The sequence below is a fragment of the Kitasatospora cystarginea genome (assembly GCF_039533515.1).
Classification (GTDB): domain Bacteria; phylum Actinomycetota; class Actinomycetes; order Streptomycetales; family Streptomycetaceae; genus Kitasatospora; species Kitasatospora cystarginea.
Map to the genome: position 1 here is coordinate 163,366 of NZ_BAAATR010000004.1, position 18,831 is coordinate 182,196.

General features: G+C 71.6%; 15 protein-coding genes. 9 read left to right on the forward strand and 6 right to left on the reverse strand.

From position 1 onward, the window contains the following. The first annotated feature begins 136 nt into the window (after positions 1 to 136). On the forward strand, positions 137 to 1,798 hold the full coding sequence (locus ABD369_RS06430) for a hypothetical protein (protein WP_344635237.1): 1,662 nt from the start codon (positions 137 to 139) through the stop codon (positions 1,796 to 1,798). 158 nt (positions 1,799 to 1,956) lie between these two features. On the opposite strand, the gene ABD369_RS06435 is transcribed toward ABD369_RS06430, so the two are convergent. Both ABD369_RS06435 and ABD369_RS06440 read right to left on the reverse strand, forming a co-directional pair. Then, the gene (locus tag ABD369_RS06435) at positions 1,957 to 2,403 is read right to left on the reverse strand and encodes an SRPBCC family protein (protein WP_344635238.1); all 447 of its coding nucleotides are present in this window, start codon (positions 2,401 to 2,403) and stop codon (positions 1,957 to 1,959) included. A gap of 24 nt (positions 2,404 to 2,427) precedes the next feature. Further along, on the reverse strand, positions 2,428 to 2,871 hold the full coding sequence (locus tag ABD369_RS06440; RefSeq protein WP_344635239.1) for a VOC family protein: 444 nt from the start codon (positions 2,869 to 2,871) through the stop codon (positions 2,428 to 2,430). 203 nt (positions 2,872 to 3,074) lie between these two features. Here ABD369_RS06440 and ABD369_RS06445 point away from each other — a divergent pair, with 203 nt between their 5' ends. Beyond that, complete coding sequence (locus tag ABD369_RS06445; protein WP_344635240.1) at positions 3,075 to 4,352, forward strand: hypothetical protein; 1,278 nt, start codon at positions 3,075 to 3,077, stop codon at positions 4,350 to 4,352. Between the two features lie 49 nt (positions 4,353 to 4,401). Here the strand turns inward: ABD369_RS06445 and ABD369_RS06450 are convergent, their stop codons facing one another. Continuing rightward, positions 4,402 to 6,054 carry a PucR family transcriptional regulator gene (locus tag ABD369_RS06450; RefSeq protein WP_344635241.1) on the reverse strand — a complete coding sequence of 551 codons (1,653 nt, stop codon included), beginning with the start codon at positions 6,052 to 6,054 and terminating at the stop codon, positions 4,402 to 4,404. A gap of 152 nt (positions 6,055 to 6,206) precedes the next feature. Here ABD369_RS06450 and pruA point away from each other — a divergent pair, with 152 nt between their 5' ends. The 3 genes from pruA to ABD369_RS06465 all read left to right on the forward strand — a co-directional run bounded on the left by pruA (position 6,207) and on the right by ABD369_RS06465 (position 10,956). Further along, the gene (gene pruA, locus ABD369_RS06455; RefSeq protein ID WP_344635242.1) at positions 6,207 to 7,835 is read left to right on the forward strand and encodes an L-glutamate gamma-semialdehyde dehydrogenase; all 1,629 of its coding nucleotides are present in this window, start codon (positions 6,207 to 6,209) and stop codon (positions 7,833 to 7,835) included. Between the two features lie 178 nt (positions 7,836 to 8,013). Beyond that, entirely contained in the window at positions 8,014 to 8,943 is a 930-nt protein-coding gene (locus ABD369_RS06460) for a proline dehydrogenase family protein (RefSeq protein WP_344635243.1), read from the forward strand. 666 nt (positions 8,944 to 9,609) lie between these two features. Further along, on the forward strand, positions 9,610 to 10,956 hold the full coding sequence (locus ABD369_RS06465) for a cytochrome P450 (protein WP_344635244.1): 1,347 nt from the start codon (positions 9,610 to 9,612) through the stop codon (positions 10,954 to 10,956). A gap of 168 nt (positions 10,957 to 11,124) precedes the next feature. On the opposite strand, the gene ABD369_RS06470 is transcribed toward ABD369_RS06465, so the two are convergent. Beyond that, complete coding sequence (locus tag ABD369_RS06470) at positions 11,125 to 11,610, reverse strand: carboxymuconolactone decarboxylase family protein (protein ID WP_344635245.1); 486 nt, start codon at positions 11,608 to 11,610, stop codon at positions 11,125 to 11,127. Between the two features lie 192 nt (positions 11,611 to 11,802). Between ABD369_RS06470 and ABD369_RS06475 the strand changes: the two genes are divergently transcribed. The 3 genes from ABD369_RS06475 (at position 11,803) to ABD369_RS06485 (ending at position 16,347) form a co-directional block, all read left to right on the forward strand. Then, positions 11,803 to 12,744 carry an RNA polymerase sigma-70 factor gene (locus ABD369_RS06475; protein WP_344635246.1) on the forward strand — a complete coding sequence of 314 codons (942 nt, stop codon included), beginning with the start codon at positions 11,803 to 11,805 and terminating at the stop codon, positions 12,742 to 12,744. A gap of 187 nt (positions 12,745 to 12,931) precedes the next feature. Then, positions 12,932 to 15,760, forward strand: coding sequence for a GH92 family glycosyl hydrolase (locus ABD369_RS06480; protein ID WP_344635247.1), 2,829 nt, complete (start codon positions 12,932 to 12,934; stop codon positions 15,758 to 15,760). A 155-nt stretch (positions 15,761 to 15,915) separates the two neighbouring features. Further along, positions 15,916 to 16,347: a VOC family protein gene (locus ABD369_RS06485; protein WP_344635248.1), complete on the forward strand. Its 432-nt coding sequence runs from the start codon at positions 15,916 to 15,918 to the stop codon at positions 16,345 to 16,347. 193 nt (positions 16,348 to 16,540) lie between these two features. On the opposite strand, the gene ABD369_RS06490 is transcribed toward ABD369_RS06485, so the two are convergent. Both ABD369_RS06490 and ABD369_RS06495 read right to left on the reverse strand, forming a co-directional pair. After that, a complete protein-coding gene (locus tag ABD369_RS06490; protein ID WP_344635249.1) occupies positions 16,541 to 16,732 on the reverse strand; it encodes a DUF397 domain-containing protein in 192 nt (63 codons plus the stop codon). Next, the gene (locus ABD369_RS06495) at positions 16,729 to 17,538 is read right to left on the reverse strand and encodes a helix-turn-helix domain-containing protein (protein ID WP_344635250.1); all 810 of its coding nucleotides are present in this window, start codon (positions 17,536 to 17,538) and stop codon (positions 16,729 to 16,731) included. Before ABD369_RS06495 ends, ABD369_RS06490 begins: the two co-directional genes overlap by 4 nt. Before the next feature lie 323 nt (positions 17,539 to 17,861). Between ABD369_RS06495 and ABD369_RS06500 the strand changes: the two genes are divergently transcribed. Further along, positions 17,862 to 18,782 (forward strand): hypothetical protein, encoded by a 921-nt coding sequence (locus ABD369_RS06500; protein ID WP_344635251.1) that lies wholly within the window; start codon positions 17,862 to 17,864, stop codon positions 18,780 to 18,782. The last annotated feature ends 49 nt before the right edge of the window (positions 18,783 to 18,831 follow it).

Genomic DNA, 18,831 nt, shown 5'->3' on the forward strand with positions numbered 1-18,831 from the left:
CGACGGCTACGCTGAGTAGATGGACCGGTACCCACACCCGGTTCTGTGGCGCAGTGACCGCTCGTCGAGGCGGGCGGGGCGTGAGCACTGTGAGCACCACCACTACGACAATTGTCAGTACGGGAGAACGCGCACGATGGCCGGACGACGTCGCACCAAGCCCGAGAACCCGGCGGAGAACGGGCCCGGAGCGAAGGCCGAGGGCCTGCTGCCCGCCGACTACGAGCTGGCCGATCTGTACGGGGCGTTCGCGGCGCACGGCCGCGAGGAGGACGACATGGACGATGCCGTGGTGCTTGTCCCGCCGGTCCTGCTGCCGCCGGAGGAGGAGCTGGCCGCAGCCGCGCTGGCGGTACCCCTGATCGACCACGCGCTGAAGCTCGCCCGCTGGGCCGACCCGCACCGCGCGGTGGACGAGTTCGGGGACCTCACCGGCCCGGACCGGGCGCCCGCCGCGCGGCTGCTCGGCCTGGCCCCCGAGCAGGGGAGTGCGCCGGAGGAGGCCGTGATCGAGGCGATGCGGGCCTGGTCGCTCGCCTGCGACCTGGAGCTGGTGGAGATCGGTACCACCGCCGAGGGCGAGCACGTGGCGGTTCCCGGGCCCGACCTGGCGGACGCCGAGCAGGGCGACCCGGAGACGGTCCTCGAACTGTGGCTGACCGCGGCCGGGATCGTGCGCGAGCTGGCCGCCGAGGCCGACTCGCTGGCCTTGGCGGAGGAGAAGCGCGAGCGCGCCGGGGCCGCGGAGGGCGCGGAGGAGCCAGCGGAGGCGGCCGAGGAGACCGACGAGGCCGAGCTGGCGGAGCTGGAGGAGTCCCGGCAGGCGGCGGCCGAACTGTTGGACGAGGCGCTCCAGGTGCTCTACGAGACCACGGCCTTCGCCGAGCCCGGGCAGGAGACGGTGCCGCTCGGGGTGCTGGCCGCGCTGCTGGTGGTTCCCGAGGGCGAGGAGCCCGACGAGGAGATGCTCGGCGACATCACCGATGTGATGGTGACGCTGGACCCGATGCTTGCCGACCTGGCCGAGCTCGGGATGCTGGAGCACCAGCCGATCGATCCCGCGCTGTTCGAGGAGGAGTCGGAGGAGGAGACGTCGGCGGCGGGCGAGGGCCCGCTGGACGAGGCCGAGGCCGCCCGGTTCGGGATGGTTCGGCTCACCCCGCTCGGTCAGTACGGCGTGCGGCAGTGGCTGCTGGAGGACGGCTTCGAGGCCCCGCTGGTCGGCGAGCTGGCCCAGGGCACGGCGGAGGAGCTGCTGCGCGGCATCTCGGAGAACGACAATGTGCTGCCCGACCGGGAGCTGGCCGTCTGGCTCGCCGGCCGCGAGCCGGTGCAGGCGGCTCGCGAGCTGCTGGCGGCGGCCAGGGGGAACGACCCGTACGGCCCGGTGCGCCGGCTGCTCTGCCTGTCGGCGCTGGAGATGCTCGGGGCCGGGGCGCAGACCGCCGCGCAGGAGGTGGTGGACGACCCGCAGCTGGGCGGCGGGGTCCGGGCCTGGCTGCTCGAACAGGGCCTGGAGATCGGGGCGCCCGAGCGCCGGGTGGTGTTCTGGAGCCTGGTGGACGCCTTCGCCGCGCAGCTGCTGACGAGCGAGGGGGAGAACGAGGCGCTGCGGGAGCTGGTGGCCGGGCTTCCGGTGGGCGAGGACGTGGTGGAGTTCTTCGCCGAGCTGTGGCGGGTCGAGCACCCGTACACGGCGGAGGTGCTGGAGACGGTCGGCGAACTGCACAAGGACCGGAAGATCGCCAAGGAGGCCCGCAAGGCGGCCTTCAAGGCCCGCTCCCAGCGCGGCAAGTAGCGGCGAGGACAAGGGGCGCGGGCGCCGTGCGGCCCTGGCGGCGGAGCCGGGCGGGCGGTGCTTCGCGCCCTGGCACCCGGCAGGGGTGTCCGTACTGCCCGCCCGGGGCCTCGGGCTGTCGGGTCCGGTGCGGAGGTCCTCCGCCCTGCGCGGGCCGATCACGCCAGATGGGCGCCCAGGCCCCGCTGGCCGGCCCGCATCATGGCGGCGTGGTTGGCGATGAAGAGCGGGCGGGCGATCGGGGCGAGGCGGCGCATCAGGGCTTTGGCGGGGCGAACGTCCTCTTCGAAGAGCACCCGGGCGCCCGGGCCCCGGGCGGCCGGGCAGACCCGCCAGCGGGACCAGCCCTGGAGGTCGCCGCCGAGTTCGGCCTGGAGCAGGCCGGCCGCCGCGTCCCGGTACTGCTCGCGCACGGTGACGCGTAGCCCGTACGGCAGGATCGAGCGGATGGCCAACTCGCCGCTGTGCGCGTCCAGTTGCCGGACCGAGCGGATCTGCGGCCACCACTGCGGGTAGCGGGCGACGTCCTCCAGGGCCCGGTAGACCCGGTCCGGCTCGGCGGGCAGCTGCCAGACGGAGCTGAGGCGGTAGTGGTTGGGATCCAAGGCGGCCCCCGGGATGACGGGTTGCTACGGCAAGTCCAGACTGCCGCTCTCGGTGAACGGGAGGAAGGGGTTGTGGCAGAGCTCCCAGAGGTGTCCGTCCAAGTCCTCGAAGTAGCCGGAGTAGCCGCCCCACTCGGTGCCGGCCGGGGGCTTGACCACCGTGGCGCCCGCCGCGACGGCCGTTGCGAGGGCGGCGTCGACCAGCTCGGGCGATTCGAGGTTCACCGCGAGGGTGACACCGCGGAAGGACGGTTCGCCCGAGGCCGGCACACCGGCGTCGGCCGCGAGCGCCTCGGTGGGGAAGAGGCCGAGGGCGGAATCCGCGGTGCGGAACCAGACGATCTCGGGGCTGGAGGCGCTGGACCGCTGCCAGCCCAGGGCCTCGTAGAACTCGGTGCTGCGCCGCAGGTCGGCGACGCCGAGGGTGATGATGCTGATTCTGGCCGGGATGTTCTTGGCTGCTGTCATGCCGCTCAGGGTAGGCAAGGCTACTGACAATCCGGCCCCGTCGTGGTCGGGTCGGTCATCTGCCCGTCGTACGAGGGAAGCTGATGGTTCGACAGGTCGGGCCCACGTATCGTGGGGCGGACGCGGCGCCGGTGTGCCGGGCCGGGCCCGGCGCGGTGGCGACCGGGTTCGACGGTCGGGTGAAACACGCGGGGGTGCGGCAGATGAAGAGGCAGAGCGCGAGCAGGCCCCAGGAACCCGAGGACTTCCACACCGACCAGGAGGAGTACAGCCGCCAGGTGCTCGCGGACGCGGACTTCCCGGTCTACGGGGTGGATCGCGCCTCCAGGGGCGGGGGAGTGCACCGTGCGGACCCGGCTCGCGGCGGCGGGAACGCGCCGTCGGGTCGCGGTGCCGAGGCGGCGGAGAGCTGCCAGGACAGTGACGCGCTGGCCGAGTACGGGTTCTGCGGCGGCCGGCTGCGCTGGGTCGAGGTGCGGTCCGGCGACTGGAGTTCGGTCGAGGGGCCGTACGTCACCGTCCGCACCTACCGGCCCGGGGTCGATGTCGCGCTGCTGCCCGAGCTGGAGGACGTGGTCGAGGACGAACGCGACCGGCTCTTCGAGCAGTTGGGCATCGACGAGGGCGACGGGCCCGGGAGCGTACGGGCGGTGCGTGAGTGGATCACCGTGGAGGGCGAGCCGAGGGCCGTCCAGATCCACGAGGACCGGGCCAGGCAGGAGGACCGGCACCGCAGTCCGGAGCGCCGGCTCGCCGACGCGGTCTCGGAGGCGGTGCTGGGCGTGGAGTCCGACGCGGGCGCGGTGCCCCGGGGCGAGGAGGAGGGTCGGCGCGGGCCCGTCTGGGCCGGGCGGCTGCGGGTGGGCGGCGTCACCGTGACGGTGACGGGGCGGGGGGTGCCGCCGGGCGGCATCGAGCTGAAGCGGATCGACGACTTCGAGCGCTACGTCCTCGGCCGGACCGAGCTGATGCGGAAGCTGGCCGCCCGGCAGGCCGACCTGGCCGCCCTCGAGGAGCGCGAACTCCCGCCCGTGGCAGGACTGGAGGCGCACCGGGCGGTGGTGGAGCACGCGGTGCGCGAGTCGCTGGCGATCGCCGCGCGGATCCGCGAGGACCGGCCGCCCCGGGTGCCGAGGCGTGCGCGCGGCGAGGCGGCGGCGGTCCGCTGGGAGGCCGCCCTGCGGCAGCAGATGAGGCTGGCCTCGGAGACCAGGGAGGAGGCCGCGGAGGCGGTCACCACCATGGTCAACCACCTCACCAGGCTGGCCCAGCAAGCGGACTGGGCCGTCGGCACGCCCGAGGGCCGGGCCGCGGTGGAGGAGGTGATCCGGTACACGGTGTTCGCGAGCGAGGTGCCCAGCCTGCCGGCGCAGCGGGCCTGGGAGCAGCTGTGGTCGGGGCTGGTGCGCAACGCCTCCGGTGCGGAGGAGGCGTGGCTGACGGCGTGGGAGCGGTGGCGGGTGGAACGCAGTCGACACTGAACGGGCCGGTGGGGTGCTGGAGTTGGGTCCGGAGCCGAGCGGCCAGCGGCTACGCCGGTCCCTCCGCGGGCAGGCGGAGCTGGAGCATCGCGAGCAGGCGCTGCTGCGGCTGGGCGAGGTCGATACCGGTCAACTGCTCGGCCCGGCGAACCCGGTAGCGCAGGGTGTTGGGGTGGATGTGGAGCGAGTCGGCCGCGACCCGGACCTCGCCGAGGGCGTCCAGCCAGGCGAGCACCGACTCGGCGAGTCGGGTGCCGTGGCGGCGGTCGTACTCCATCAGCGCGGACAGCCTGGGATCGCGCAGCCCCGGACGGTCCTGGAGCAGCGCGAGCACCTCGCTGACCAGCACCTCCGCCTGGACGTCGATCAGCGCGGCGACGTCCAGGCCGACCCCGCCGCGGCCCATCGCGTCCAGGATCCGGTCGGCCTGCGCCCGCGACTCGGGCACCGCCGCGAGGCCGTCCACCGTGGAGCCGATCGCCGCCCGCAACCGGATGCCCAGGTGCTCCCCGGCCGCCGCGACCACCTCCTGCGCCCAGCTGCGCACGGTGGTCATCGGCAGCGCGGCGGGCAGTTCCGGCAGCAGGACGTACACCCGGGAGTCGATCGGGGCGAGCAGTGCGCTGCGGTGCCGGGCGGCGGTGTGCACCGAGATCAGGCCGGTGACCTCGCCCATCGCGAGTTCCAGGGCGCGGCCCTCGCCCGGGGAGTCCGCCGCGTACGCCAGCACGGTGGCCGGGCGGCGCAGGTCGAGCCCGAGGTGGGTGGCCAGTGACTGCGGCCCGGTGGAGCCCTCCAACAGCCCGATGAGCAGGGTCTGGGTCAGCCGTACGTCCGCCGACACTTCCCGCCGGCGGCGGACCAGCTGGGCCGCCGCGACCCGGGCCGCGCCGACCAGCGCCTGCTCGGCCAGCGGGGCGAGCGGCTGGGCGCCCTCCTGGACCCAGATGGTGCCGAGCGGCTGCGCGCCCGCGCGGATGCCGATCGCCAGCCGGCGGCGCAGGCCCAGCTCCGGGTGCGGATCGACCGCGATCACGCTGTCCGAGCTGCGCAGGTGCTGGAAGATGCCCCACTCGCGGAGCTTGGAGAGGTACGGCTCCGGGCCCTGCCAGCCGAGGATGGAGAGCCTGCGCAGGTCGTCGACCTCGTCGGAGTCGGAGGAGCGCGAGTAGGCCAGCACCCGGCTGGAGGTGTCCTCGATGGAGACGATGCCGCCGGTCAGCACGGCGATGGTCTGGGCGAGCGAGAACAGGTCGCCGGCGTTGTGCTCGGGGGTCTCGGGGGCGTCCGGGCCGGCGATGATCGCCCGGGCGAGGGAGTCCAGGTGCTCCCAGCGGGTCTCCCGGCGGACCGAGAGCAGGGCCACGCCCGCCTCGGTGGCCGCCTCGCGCAGCGCGTCCGCCTGGCCGGGGGCGTCCAGCTTGACCGCGACGGCCGCCGCGCCGGCCCGGCCGGCCGCGCGCAGGGCGGGCAGCGCGGCCCGGCCACGGGCGCCGATCGCCAGCACCAGTTCGCCGGGGGAGGCGGTGGCCGGGTCCTCCGGGTCGAGGATCGCCACGTCGCGTACGGGTACGTCCAGACCCGCCGGGGCGGCCTGGAGCTCCACCAGCGGCTCGCCGAGCGACATCAGCAGCTGCCGCAGCGGCAGCCCGTGCACCGCGGCCGGGGAGGCGCTCGGGGCAGGAGGCGTCGAAGTCGGCATCTGTTCGACCCTCCTTCGTCCGGTCGGACAACTCTGTCTGAATGACTTTAGCCGCCCGGCCAATCATGTGCTCCTGCCTCGGGGAATACCGTTCGTCCATGGCCGGCGTGCGACCCTCGCCGGCACCCATGACGAGAAGGAGAGCGTGCGCCATGGATGCTGTGACCCAGGTCCCCGCGCCGGTGAACGAGCCGGTCCACAGCTACGCCCCCGGCAGCCCGGAACGGGCTCGCCTGGAGGCCAAGCTGAAGGAGCTGGGCGGCCAGGAGCCGATCCAGCTGACCATGACGATCAACGGCGAGCGCCGCCTCGGCGGCGGCGCCGAGATCCACGTCGTCCAGCCGCACAACCACGCGGCTCGGCTCGGCACCCTGCGCAACGCCACCCAGGACGACGCGCGGGACGCCATCGACGCTGCTCTGGCCGCTGCCCCGGCCTGGCAGGCGCTCTCCTTCGACTCGCGCGCCGCGATCTTCCTGCGGGCCGCCGACCTGATCGCCGGTCCGTGGCGCGAGACGCTGGCCGCCGCGACCATGCTCGGCCAGTCCAAGACCGCGCAGCAGGCCGAGATCGACACCCCCTGCGAGCTGGTCGACTTCCTGCGCTTCAACGTGCACTTCGCCCGGCAGATCATGGCCGAGCAGCCGGTCTCCTCGCCCGGCGTGTGGAACCGCAGCGACCACCGCGCGCTGGAGGGCTTCGTCTACGCGATCACGCCCTTCAACTTCACCGCCATCGCGGGCAACCTGCCCACCGCGCCGGCCCTGATGGGCAACGTGGTGGTGTGGAAGCCGTCCCCGACCCAGCAGTTCTCGGCGCACCTGCTGATGCAGGTCTTCGAGGAGGCCGGCCTGCCCAAGGGCGTCATCAACATGGTGACCGGTGACGGCCTGGCCGTCTCCGAGGTCGCGCTGAAGCACCCGGCCCTCGCGGGCATCCACTTCACCGGCTCGACCGCGACCTTCCAGCACCTGTGGCGCGAGGTCGGCAACAACATCGCCGGCTACCGCAGCTACCCGCGGATCGTCGGCGAGACCGGCGGCAAGGACTTCCTGGTCGCCCACCCGTCCGCCGACAAGGCCGTGCTGAAGACCGCGATGACCCGCGGCGCCTTCGAGTTCCAGGGCCAGAAGTGCTCGGCGCTCTCCCGCGCCTACGTCCCGGCCTCGATCTGGGCCGAGCTCAAGGACGAGTTCCGCGACGAGGTCGAGGGCCTGACCATGGGCGACGTCACCGACCTGTCGAACTTCATGAGCGCCGTCATCGACGACCGCGCCTTCGCCAAGAACAAGGCCGCGATCGACCGCGCCCAGGCCGACCCCAAGGTCGAGGTCCTGGCCGGCGGCAGCTACGACGACTCGGTCGGCTACTTCGTCCGCCCGACCGTCCTGGTCTGCGAGGACCCGGCGAGCGAGTACTTCCGGGACGAGTACTTCGGCCCGATCCTCGCGATCCACGTCTACGAGGACGACAAGTACGACGAGATGCTGACCCAGATGGAGTCGGCCTCCGCGTACGGTCTGACCGGTGCGGTCATCGCCCAGGACCGCGAGGCGGTCCAGCGCACGATGCTGAAGCTGCGCAACGCGGCCGGCAACTTCTACATCAACGACAAGCCGACCGGCGCCGTGGTCGGCCAGCAGCCCTTCGGCGGTGGCCGGGCCTCCGGCACCAACGACAAGGCGGGCGCCAAGCAGAACCTGGCCCGCTGGACGTCCACCCGCTCCATCAAGGAGACGTTCGTCCCGCCGACGGACTACCGCTACCCGCACATGGGCTGATCCGGCCCGATCCCGGGCTTACCGGCCATCAGCCGGTAAGCCCGCCCCCGGGGACGGCGGTCTTCGCCCACCCGTCGCCCACCGCCGCCCTTCTCGGGACGCGCTGCACGCGACACCCCTGGTGCCCGCCGCCCCCGGCAACTCTCCCCTGCCTGCTGAACCATCTCCAGGAGTACCGATGCTCCGCTCCGCCCTCCTCGCCGCCTCCCGCTCCCCGCAGGTGCGCACCGTCGTCGAGAAGTTCCCGCCCACCCACGCGATAGTCGAGCGCTTCGTCGCCGGTGAGCTACTGGACCAGGCCGTCGCCGCGACCGACGAGCTGGTCGCCACCGGCCGCAAGGTCACCCTCGACCACCTCGGCGAGGACACCAAGGACGCGGGCCAGGCGGCCGACACGGCGGAGGCGTACGAGCACCTGCTCACCGCCCTCAAGGAGACCGGCCTCGCTGCCAACGCCGAGGTCTCGGTCAAGCTCTCGGCGGTCGGCCAGTTCCTGCCGGTGGACGGCGAGAAGATCGCGCTGGAGAACGCCCGGCGGATCTGCGAGGCGGCCAAGGAGGCGGGCACCACCGTCACCCTGGACATGGAGGACCACACCACCACCGACTCGACCCTGTCGATCGCCCGCGAGCTGCGCGAGGACTTCCCGTGGCTGGGCATCGTGCTGCAGGCCTACCTGCGCCGCACCGAGGCCGACTGCCGCGACTTCTCCGGCCCCCTCTCGCGGGTGCGGATCTGCAAGGGCGCCTACAAGGAGCCCGAGTCGGTCGCCTTCCAGGGCAAGCACGAGGTGGACCTGGCCTACGTCCGCGCGCTCAAGGTGCTGATGGCGGGCGAAGGTTACCCGATGATCGCCTCGCACGACCCCAACATGATCAAGATCGCCGGTCAGCTGGCCGAGTGGAACGGCCGCAGCCGGGACAGCTACGAGTACCAGATGCTCTTCGGCATCCGCCCGGAGGAGCAGCTGCGTCTCGCCGAGGCGGGCAACACCATGCGCGTCTACCTGCCGTACGGGCAGGAGTGGTACGGGTACTTCATGCGGCGTCTCGCCGAGCGCCCGGCCAACCTGACGTTCTTCCTCCGCGCGATGGCCACGCGCGGCTGACGGACGGTCCGGACCACCGGACGACCGGACGACCGAGGGCGGCACTCCCGATGGCAGGGGGCCGCCCTCGGTGTTTTCCGTCTTCCGGGCTGCCTGTCGGTTTCCGGCCGTCAGAAGCCCGTGGTTTCCTCCGCCTGACCTGGCCCGATGGCTTCCCGGGGCTCCAACGCCACCGGCTCGCGGGGCACCGGTGCGGTCTTTCTCGCGCGGTCGGGAGCGGGCGGCGGCGGATCGCGGGAGTGTGCCGGCCTTCGGTGTGATCCGCGCATGCTTCCGCGCGCCCTGAATGCGCGGCGCCGATCGTTCCGGACGCGCGCTGCGATGGGGAGTCCGCCGGGGAACGGACGCCTCCGCGGGAAGGGAAGGACCGCCTCCGAGGACGAAGGAGGAGGTGACAGAGTTGTGCGATCTCCCCGAAGGGCCGGACAGGCGCGCGCTCTGGCGCTACGTTGACGTTGAGCGGGACCGGACGCGCGGCAGCGGCGAGGAGCGGCGCGCTCCGGCTGCCGCGCCCCGGGCTTGGGGCTGGGCCGACCCTTCGTCCAGCCGCGGTGGGCCAGGACCCGTCTGGTTGAGATTGGTTGATCCCGTGGGCCCCTCCGCTGCGGAGCGGCCCTCAACTCCCGACCCGGCTCAGGAGGCAGAGTGCCGTCCACACCACCTGTCATGGCCCGCGGAGCACTGCCGCTGATCGGTCATCTGGGGCGGATCCTGCGCGACCCCATGGAGTTCTTCACCGCCGCGCGGGACGTGGGCCCGGTGGTCGGGGTCCGGCTCGGTCCCCGTACCGCGTACCTGGTCACCGCCCCGGAACTGGTCCGCGACATGCTGGTGGGCAGATACCGGGAGTTCGACAAGGGCGGTTCGTACTTCGACGCGGTCCAGTCCCTGACCGGCAACGGGTTGGCGAACTGCCCGGCCCGGGACCACGTACGCCAACGCCCCTTGATGCAGCCGGCGTTCCATCCGTCCGTGCTGCCGCGCTACACCGAGGTAATGAGCGCCTGCGTGGAGGAGGTCACCGGCCGGTGGCGCGCGGGCGGCACCCTGGCGCTCGACGAGGAGATGCGGCGGATCAGTTCCCTGGTGGCGACCCGCACCCTGGTGACCTCCGAGGAGGGCGCCCAGGCCGCGGCGGAGGTGGCCCGTGCGCTGCCGCTGCTGTTACCCGCGCTGCACCGGCGGGTCCTGATACCGGTGAGCTGGGTGCACCGGCTGCCGACGCCCGGGAACCGGCGCTTCGAACGGCTCCGGACCGGCCTGCGCGAGTCCGTCGACCAGGTGATCGCCCAGTACCGGCGCAGCGGCGTGGACCAGGTGGACCAGGAGGGGGACCTGCTGTCCCTGATCATGGCGGCCCGCAGCGAGGAGGACGGGTCCGGGCTGAGCGACGCCGAGGTCCACGACCAGATCATGTCGGTGCTGCTCGCGGGCATAGAGACCACCGCCAGCCTGCTCTCCTGGACCTTCCATCTGCTCTCCCGGCATCCCGACGTCAGGAAGAAGCTGGTGGTCGAGGTCCGGGAGGTCCTGGGCGGCCGGACCGCGAGCTACCGGGACCTGGCCGAACTCCCCTACTGCAGACGCGTGTTGACCGAGAGCATGCGCCTCTACCCGCCGGGAGCACTGCTGTCGCGGGTCACCACCGCGGACGTTGAGCTGGCCGGGAGGGCGATCCCGGCCGGCAGCGACGTGTTCTTCTGCAGCTACTCGCTCCACCGGGACCCGGAGGTCTTCGCCGAGCCGGAGGTCTTCGATCCGGACCGGTGGCTGCCGGAGCGGGTCACCTCCGCCCAGCGCAAGGGACTCCTCCCGTTCGGTGCCGGACGGCGCAAGTGCATCGGCGACGCGTTCGGCCTGGTCGAGGCCACCATCGCGGTGGCCACGATCACCGACCGCTGGCAGCTCAGACCCGCGGACACCCGCCCCGTACGCCCCATCCTGCGCACCGTGCTGGCGCCCTCCTCGCTGCGCATGACCGTCGAACGGCGGGATGCCGACGGCCGTGGGTGAGGGTCTGGGAGCCCGTGGCACCGCCGCCGCCGGGCTCTGCTCCGAGGCGCTTTGGGGGATCCCGTTCTGCGAGAGGTTCCGAGAGCGGGACGAGTTGTGACCGGCCCGGCCGTGCGCGGGCCCGGCCCGGACCGGATGATCCCGGGCCGGGCCGGATCCGGCTGCCGATCAGTCGAACGCGGCGGCGAACATGCCGGGCTCGTAGGAGCCTCCCCGCTGGTGCACGATCACGGCGAGCCGGTTGGCCGCGTTGATCATGGAGACCAGGCAGACCAGCGCGGCGATCTGGTCGTCGTCGTAGTGCTTGCGCACCTCGGCCCAGGTCCCGTCGGACACACCGTGGTGGGCGTCGGCGAGCCGGGTGCCCTCCTCGGCGAGCGCCAGCGCGGCCTGCTCGGCCTCGGTGAACACGGTGGACTCGCGCCAGGCGGCGACCAGGTTGAGCCGGAGCGCGCTCTCACCGGCGGCCGCGGCGTCCTTGGTGTGCATGTCGATGCACCAGCCGCAGCCGTTGATCTGGCTGGCGCGCAGCGACACCAGCTCCTGGGTGGACCTCGGCAGCGGCGACTGGTGGAGCACCATGGCGGTGTTGGCGAACCGCTTGAAGAACTTGGCGGCGATCTCGTTCTCGAACATGTTGAATCGGGCGTCCATGACTTCGTCCTCACTCGTGGTGTCGTACTGGACTTGCGGTGTTGCACTGGACGAACACGAGATGCCGGCGAGACGCCCCCTGTGACGCGGCGTTCGTGTGACGTACGCCATCGCTCACGGGTGTCACAAAGCTGCGGTGACCGGTGTCCTGTGCGCGTGGCACCGTCGAGAGCGAACAGGCAGGAGCAGCCGGTGGAGAGCGAGCACAGCGAGCGCACAGAGGGCATGACCGGGCAGCTCGCCGGCGGCGAACGCACGGACCCCGCCACCGAGGCGTTCCTCGCCCACCGGAACCTGCTGTTCACCGTCGCCTACGAGATGCTCGGCTCGGCCGCCGACGCGGAGGACGTCCTGCAGGAGACCTGGCTGCGGTGGGCGGGTGTCGATCTCGGCACGGTGCGGGAGCAACGTGCGTACCTGGTCCGGATCACCACGCGCCAGGCGCTGATCCGGCTGCGTACGCTCGGCCGCCGCAGGGAGTCCTACGTCGGGCCCTGGCTGCCCGAGCCGCTGCTCACCGCGCCCGACGTGGCCGAGGACGTCGAGCTGGCCGAGAGCGTCTCGATGGCGATGCTGCTGGTGCTGGAGACGCTCACGCCGACCGAGCGGGCGGTGTTCGTGCTGCGCGAGGTGTTCGACCTCGGGTACGACGAGATCGCCGAAGCCGTCGACAAGAGCCCGGCCGCGGTCCGCCAGATCGCGCACCGGGCCCGGGCACACGTCGCGGCGCGCCGGCCGCGCGGCGTCGTTTCCCCGACCGAGACCAAGGGCGTGTTCGACGCGTTCCAGCGGGCGGTCGAAACGGGCGATCTGCAGGGACTGTTCGACATCCTCGCGCCGGATGTCGTCCTCCTGGGCGACGGTGGCGGAGTCAAGCAGGCCGTCCCGCGGCCCATCGTGGGGGCCGACAAGGTGGCCCGCCTGCTGACCGCCGGGCTGGGCCGGTTCGCCGCCGTGTCGTCGCTGCGGCCCGCCCAGGTCAACGGCTACCCGGCACTTGTCCTGCGGCTCGACGGTGAGATCGACACCGTCGTGGCGGTGCGCGTCGACGACGGCCTCATCACCGGGCTCTACGCCGTGCGCAATCCCGAGAAGTTGTCGCACATGCAGCGGGAGACCGCCCTGCGCCGCTGAGCCCGGGGCCCTCGGAGTACGAGCGGGGGACGGGTGTGCCGGGCCGGAGTTGAGCCGAATGGTCGGATGCGGGTTTCTGTCACAGCTTGTTGACGGATGCTCAATTAGCCTTCATCGAACCGCATTCGGCCTCACGCGACCCTATCCGCCGCCCCGGAGGCCGCCCCTCCACCCTCTGGAGAGCTCCATGCCCGTCATCGTGAGCCCCGGCACGTCCGGAGCGTTGGGGTCGCTACCGAGCGCGGTGCGGCCCGCTCCGCGCGCCCGGGCGACCGTGCTCCTTCTCGCGCTGCTCGCCGTGCTCATCCCCCCGCTCGCCGCTGCGAGCCCGTCGGCCGCGGCCGCGCGGGCCGCCTCCGCCGCGTCCAACGTGGAGTCGGTCAACCCGTTCATCGGCACCACGGGCAGCAGTGACACCGAGTACGGCGGCATGCTGCCGAGCACGGCGCCGCCGTTCGCGATGACGCGGTGGTCGCCGATGACGCGGGACAACCGCGTCGGCAGGCTGCCGTACCACTTCGGCGACCCGAAGATCACGGGCTTCATCGGCACCCACCAGCCCGCGATCTGGATGGGCGACTCCGGCTACGTGGCGGGTATGCCGGGGGTCGGCCCCGTCAGGACCGCCGAGGCGGACCGCGGCCTGCCGTACAGCCACGGCGACGAGAGGTCCGCGCCCGACAGGTACACGGTGGACATGCACCCCGCGCCAGGCCAGACCCTGCGCGCCGAGCTCACCGCGACCTCCCGGGTCGGTGTTCTGCGGCTGACCTATCCGCGGAACACGGAGACCAACTTCGTGGTGCAGGCGACACGTTCCGGGATCACCGGGAACGTGCACATCGACCCCGCCGGGCAGGAGATCAGCGGCTACAACCCCGACCGTCAGGACGGCAACCTCGGACCGTTCAAGGCGCCCGGTTTCAAGGGGTACTTCGTCGCGCGCTTCGACACCGCCTTCGCCGGCTACGGCACCGCCGCCGGCGCCACCCGGTACGACGGCCAGGCCGACCGCACCGACCAGGACGTCGTCGGCTACGTGCGCTTCCCGGCCGGCACGGTGACCGTCACCGTGCGGATCGCGACTTCGTTCATCTCCGCGGACCAGGCGCGCGCCAACCTCGACAACGAGGTGCCGGACGGGCAGGGCTTCGACGCCACCGCCGCCAGTACCAGGGCGGCATGGGCGGACAAGCTCGACCGGGTCCACATCCAGGGGGCGACGGCCGACCAGCTCGCCATCTTCTACACCGCGATGTTCCACGCCCTGCAGTACCCGTCCGAGATGTCCGAGCACGGCCGCTACTACAGCGCCTACGACGACAAGGTGCACAACGGCGTCAGCTACACCGGCTACTCGCTGTGGGACACCTTCCGCGCCGAGAACGCCTTCCTGACCCTGTTCGCCCCCGAACGCGTCGACGACATGGCCACCTCCATGCTGCAGGACTACCAGCAGGGCGGCTGGCTGCCGTTGTGGAAGAACATCACCGAGACCAACATCATGGAGGGCACCAACGCCGACTCGATCATCGCCGAGGACATCGCCAAGGGCTTCCACGGCTTCGACCTCGACCTCGCCTACCGGGCCGTCCGCAAGGACGCGATGACGCCCCCGGACGACGACACCACCCTGTGGTACGGCGACCGGCAACAGGGCACCCCAGTCGAGGCCCGGGCGGGCCTGACGACCTATCTGAAGAACGGCTGGGTCGCCGCCGACCACACCGCCGAGGCGGGCACCCGCACCCTGGACTACTCCTACGAGGACTGGGCCGTCGCGCAGGTCGCCAAGGCCACCGGCAACACCGCCGACGCCGCGTACTTCTCGAACCGCAGCGCGAACTACAAGAAGCAGTACAACGCCGCGACCGGTTTCATGCAGGCCCGCAACCTCGACGGCTCCTGGGCCGAGGGAGCCTGGACCGAGGGCGACCAATGGGTCTACACCAACGACGTGCTGCACGACGTCCCCGGCCTGATCGCCCTCAAGGGCGGTGACGCCTCCTACAGCGACTGGCTCGACGGCTACTTCGCCGGCGGCCACAACAACCAGACGAACGAGCCCAGCCACCACGTCCCCTACCTGTACGACTACGCCGGCCGCCCGTGGCGGACCCAGCAGTTGGTCCGGCGGATCGCCGGCAGCAACTACCACAACGCCCCCGACGGCCTCTCCGGCAACGAGGACTGCGGCCAGATGTCGGCCTGGTACCTGTTCTCCGCGATGGGCTTCTACCCGGTGAACCCGGCCTCCGGCCAGTACGTGGTGGGCAGCCCCTTCTTCGACAAGGTGACCCTCGACCTCCCCGGCACGAGCCGCCCGCTGGTCATCTCGTCCCCGAACGCGCCGTCCAGCCCGTACGTGCAGGCACTCAGCCTGAACGGCAGGGCGATCACCGAGCCCTTCCTGCGCCACGAGGACCTGACGGGCGGCGGGGAACTCGACTTCACCATGAACACCGCGCCACAGGCCTGGAGCGCCACGACGACCCCGCCCCCGCCGTCGGTGGACCTCGCCCTGGACAGGCCGGTCCGGATGATCAACGGCAACCCCGCGGCGAACTGGGGCAAGCCCACCGAGAACGCCGTCGACGGCGACCCTTCGACCATGGCGCAGTCGACCGGCAGCGCTCCCTGGAGCCTCCAGGTCGACCTGGGCGCCACCACCACCTTGGGACGGGCGGTGGTCAACCCCGACTGGGAGAACTACCCGGTGAGCTACGACGTCGAGGTCTCGACCGGCGGCACCGACTGGACCACGGTCGCGAGCGAGGCATCCTCCGGAGGAACCACCGGCTGCGCCGAGCACGGCGTGACGACCTGCGGCCAGATTCACACCTACACCTTCGCCCCGACGCGGGCCCGGTACGTCCGGCTGAGCGTCAACAGCTGGGTGTCCGCCAGGACCGGCGCACCGGCCGACGGATACGGCTGGGGACTCAGGGAGTTCGAGGTCTACGCGCCAACGGCCGCCGGCCGGGGCGGGACAGGTACATCCGTCGGCAGGCGGTGATCGCCTCGTCGGTGGCCAGGTCACCGACGAGCAGGGCTGCGTCGGGTTCACCCTTGCCGCACGGCACAGCAGCGGCTCGCAAGGACCGTCCTGCCGTCAACATGCGGCTCCTTACCGGGAATTGAGCAACAGACTCCCCCTGCTATGGTGAACCGATGGCATCGGTCAAGCAGTTCCAAGTCACCTTCGACTGCGCAGAACCTGAGCGCGTCGCTCGTTTTTGGTGCGAGGTGTTGGGGTACGTGGTACCGCCGCCACCGAAGGGGTTTGCCACTTGGGACGATTACGATCGCTCGCTGCCGCCTGAGGACCAGGGTTCATGGTTCGCATGCATTGATCCATCAGGCGTGGGCCCGCGACTGTACTTCCAGCGCGTTCCCGAAGGCAAGGTCGTCAAGAATCGGGTGCATCTTGACGTGCGGGTCGGCACCGGACTCGTGGGTGAAGAGCGCCTGGCCGCGCTTGAGGCCGAATGCACACGACTGGTCGCGCTCGGCGCGGTACGCGTGCGACTGCTGTATGACGGCGGCGACGACTCGTGCATCCACATGCAGGACATCGAGGGCCACGACTTCTGTCTCGACTGAGCAGCCTCCGATGCCGGGTGCTCCGGGCAGGTGATGCCAGGGGGCGCGGCCAAGCGGGTGGCGACAGCTCCCGGCGGAACCGATCGCGGGAGCAGGGCGGGCGACGCCCGACCATTGGCAGCCCGATGTCGAGTCGGCTGGTGGTGTGGTGCGGTCAGCTGCCGACTCGGCCCGCCCGGGCGGGACTTCGGGGCTACTCGACGCGCTGCCGGGCGGCGTACGCGACGAACTCGGCCCAGGCGGCTGGGGTGAAGGCCAGCTGGGGGCCGTCCTTGTCCTTGGAGTCGCGGACGTGGACGGTGCCGGGGCAGGCGGCGACCTCGATGCAGTCGCTGCTCTGGGTACCGCTGTAGCTGGACTTGAACCACACCAGCTCGGTGCTCATAGCTCCTCCGCCAACTTGGTGATGAACTGCGCGGAATCCTCGGGGTTCAGGGCTCGTCGCAGGATCATCGCATAGCGCTGAGCCAGCATGTTCACCTTTTGCGCGTCGGTGTAGAGCCTGCCCATCGCCTGTCCCTCCTCGTAGGCCAACTGCTCGTGCTCGGGCGTCTGCAGGAGGACGAACGCGCCGTTGAGTCCAGGGTGGGCGCCGGTGGCCGGCATGACCTGGATGGTGATGTGGCGGGGCGCCCCAATTGCCAGCAGGTGGCGGAGCTGTTGGACGTGCGTCTCCCTATCGCTGACCCGGCGGCGCAGGACGGCTTCGTCGATCACGAAGTTGAACGACTTGGTTTGCGTCTCCAGAAGCGACTGGCGCGCGAGTCTGGTCGCGATCCGCTCTTCGAGGGTCTCGTCGTCCGGCGGTGGCCAGTTGGCGTTGAAGAGGGCCCTGGCCGTCGCTTCGGTCTGGAGCAGGCCCGGGATGAGCTGGTTCTGGAATGAGCTGAGCACGGTGGCCACCGCCTCGTACTGCGTGAAGTCCACGGCGAACGGAACGAACTTCTCCGGCTTCAGATAGTCCGTCGCAGCGATCAGCAACCCGCGAGCACCGCACAGTTCGTCGGCCACTTCGAGCATTCGGAGCGTGGGCCGCCGCCGTCCTTGCTCCATCGACTTGATGGTCTCGTACTCGTAGTTGGAGGCCTTGGCCAGTTCCTCGCGGGTCACGCCCGTCCGCTCGCGCCAGAGCTTGATCTGGTTGCCGCAGTACCGCCATGCCGTCGGCGGCTGGGACGTCTCGTTCGTCAACTCCGCACCCCCGGTTCCCGTTCGGGCATGACGTAGGCGTCGCCATCCCCGTCTCGTGCTTCCCGAGGCTAGGGTCTGGCGAGCGCAGGGGAAGGGGAATCAGTGAATTCGACACGTTCGAGTGACACTTGACGAGCTGTCGAGTGCCACCGGCTCTCAATGGCGCATGTCGCTGGGCGTGGTCGTTCGAGTGCTGGGCGTGTCCGCCTGGGTGTACCGTGGCCGCCGGAACGGGTCGCCCCGCCGGAAAGGGGCGAGCCCGGCCAGGTGTTAGCGCACCGGGCCGGGCTCTACACCCGCCGAGTGGCAAGGACCACTGAAGGATGCTCAGGAATGTTATCGCGCCCTCGCGCGACTTCACGCAGGTCGCCAACACGCTTGTGTGGGACGACGATCTCTCGGATACGGCCTTCCGTCTGCTGGTACGGGCGCTGGCGCTGCCGCCCTCGCGTGCTCGCGGTACCACGGTCACCGAGCTGGCGGCCGGGCTGCCCTGTGGCCGGATCACGGCGGACCGGGCCCGCCGCCAGCTGTCCGGTGCCGGGCTGCTGCACTGCGCGCGGTGGCGCAGCGCCACCGGGCAGGTGCGGACGGAGTCGCTGATCTCCAGCGTGCCGCTCGACGAGGCCGAGGTGGAGCGGCTGTTCGCCGAGCACTTCGCCAACGGCCGCCCGGGTGCCGGAAGGCGAGCGCCCGGCGGGCCCGCCGCACGGGAGTCCGGCACAGCCCTCCCTGCGGGAGAAAGACTGGAGGGGGAGACTTCCCCCCTCCCGGTCCCGGCCCAGCCGGAACCGGAGCCGGGGCCCGAGCTCGGCCAAGCCGATCCGGCGGTGCTCGCGGAGGCCGAGCAGGTCCTGCTGTCGCTGCGGCGCACCGATCCGAGGCTCGTGCTCGGCGCGGCCGAGGTGGGGCGGCTGCTGCCGCTGGCCGCCGAGTGGCTGGCCAGGGGCGTGAGTTCGGCAGCCATGCGCCACGCCCTGACCGCCGGCCTCCCGGCCCAGCTGAAGTGCCCGTCGGCCCTGCTGCGCTGCCGCCTACGCGACAAGATGCCCGCACCCGTACGGATCGCCTCGCTGACGTCCTGCGAGGGCTGCGACCGCGCCTTCCGCCCACTCAACGGTGAGCTCCGCTGCGGGAGTTGCCGCCAGGAGTCGGCCGCCGCAGCGGCCGCTCCCGCGCGGGCGGATGGAGGTGGCCTCAGGATCGGCTGGCGCGACAGGGTGGCCCTGGCCGTGCAAGCTTGATCAGCGGTTCCAGTCCTCGGAGTCTCAGAGTGCGGCGGAGCAGACGAAT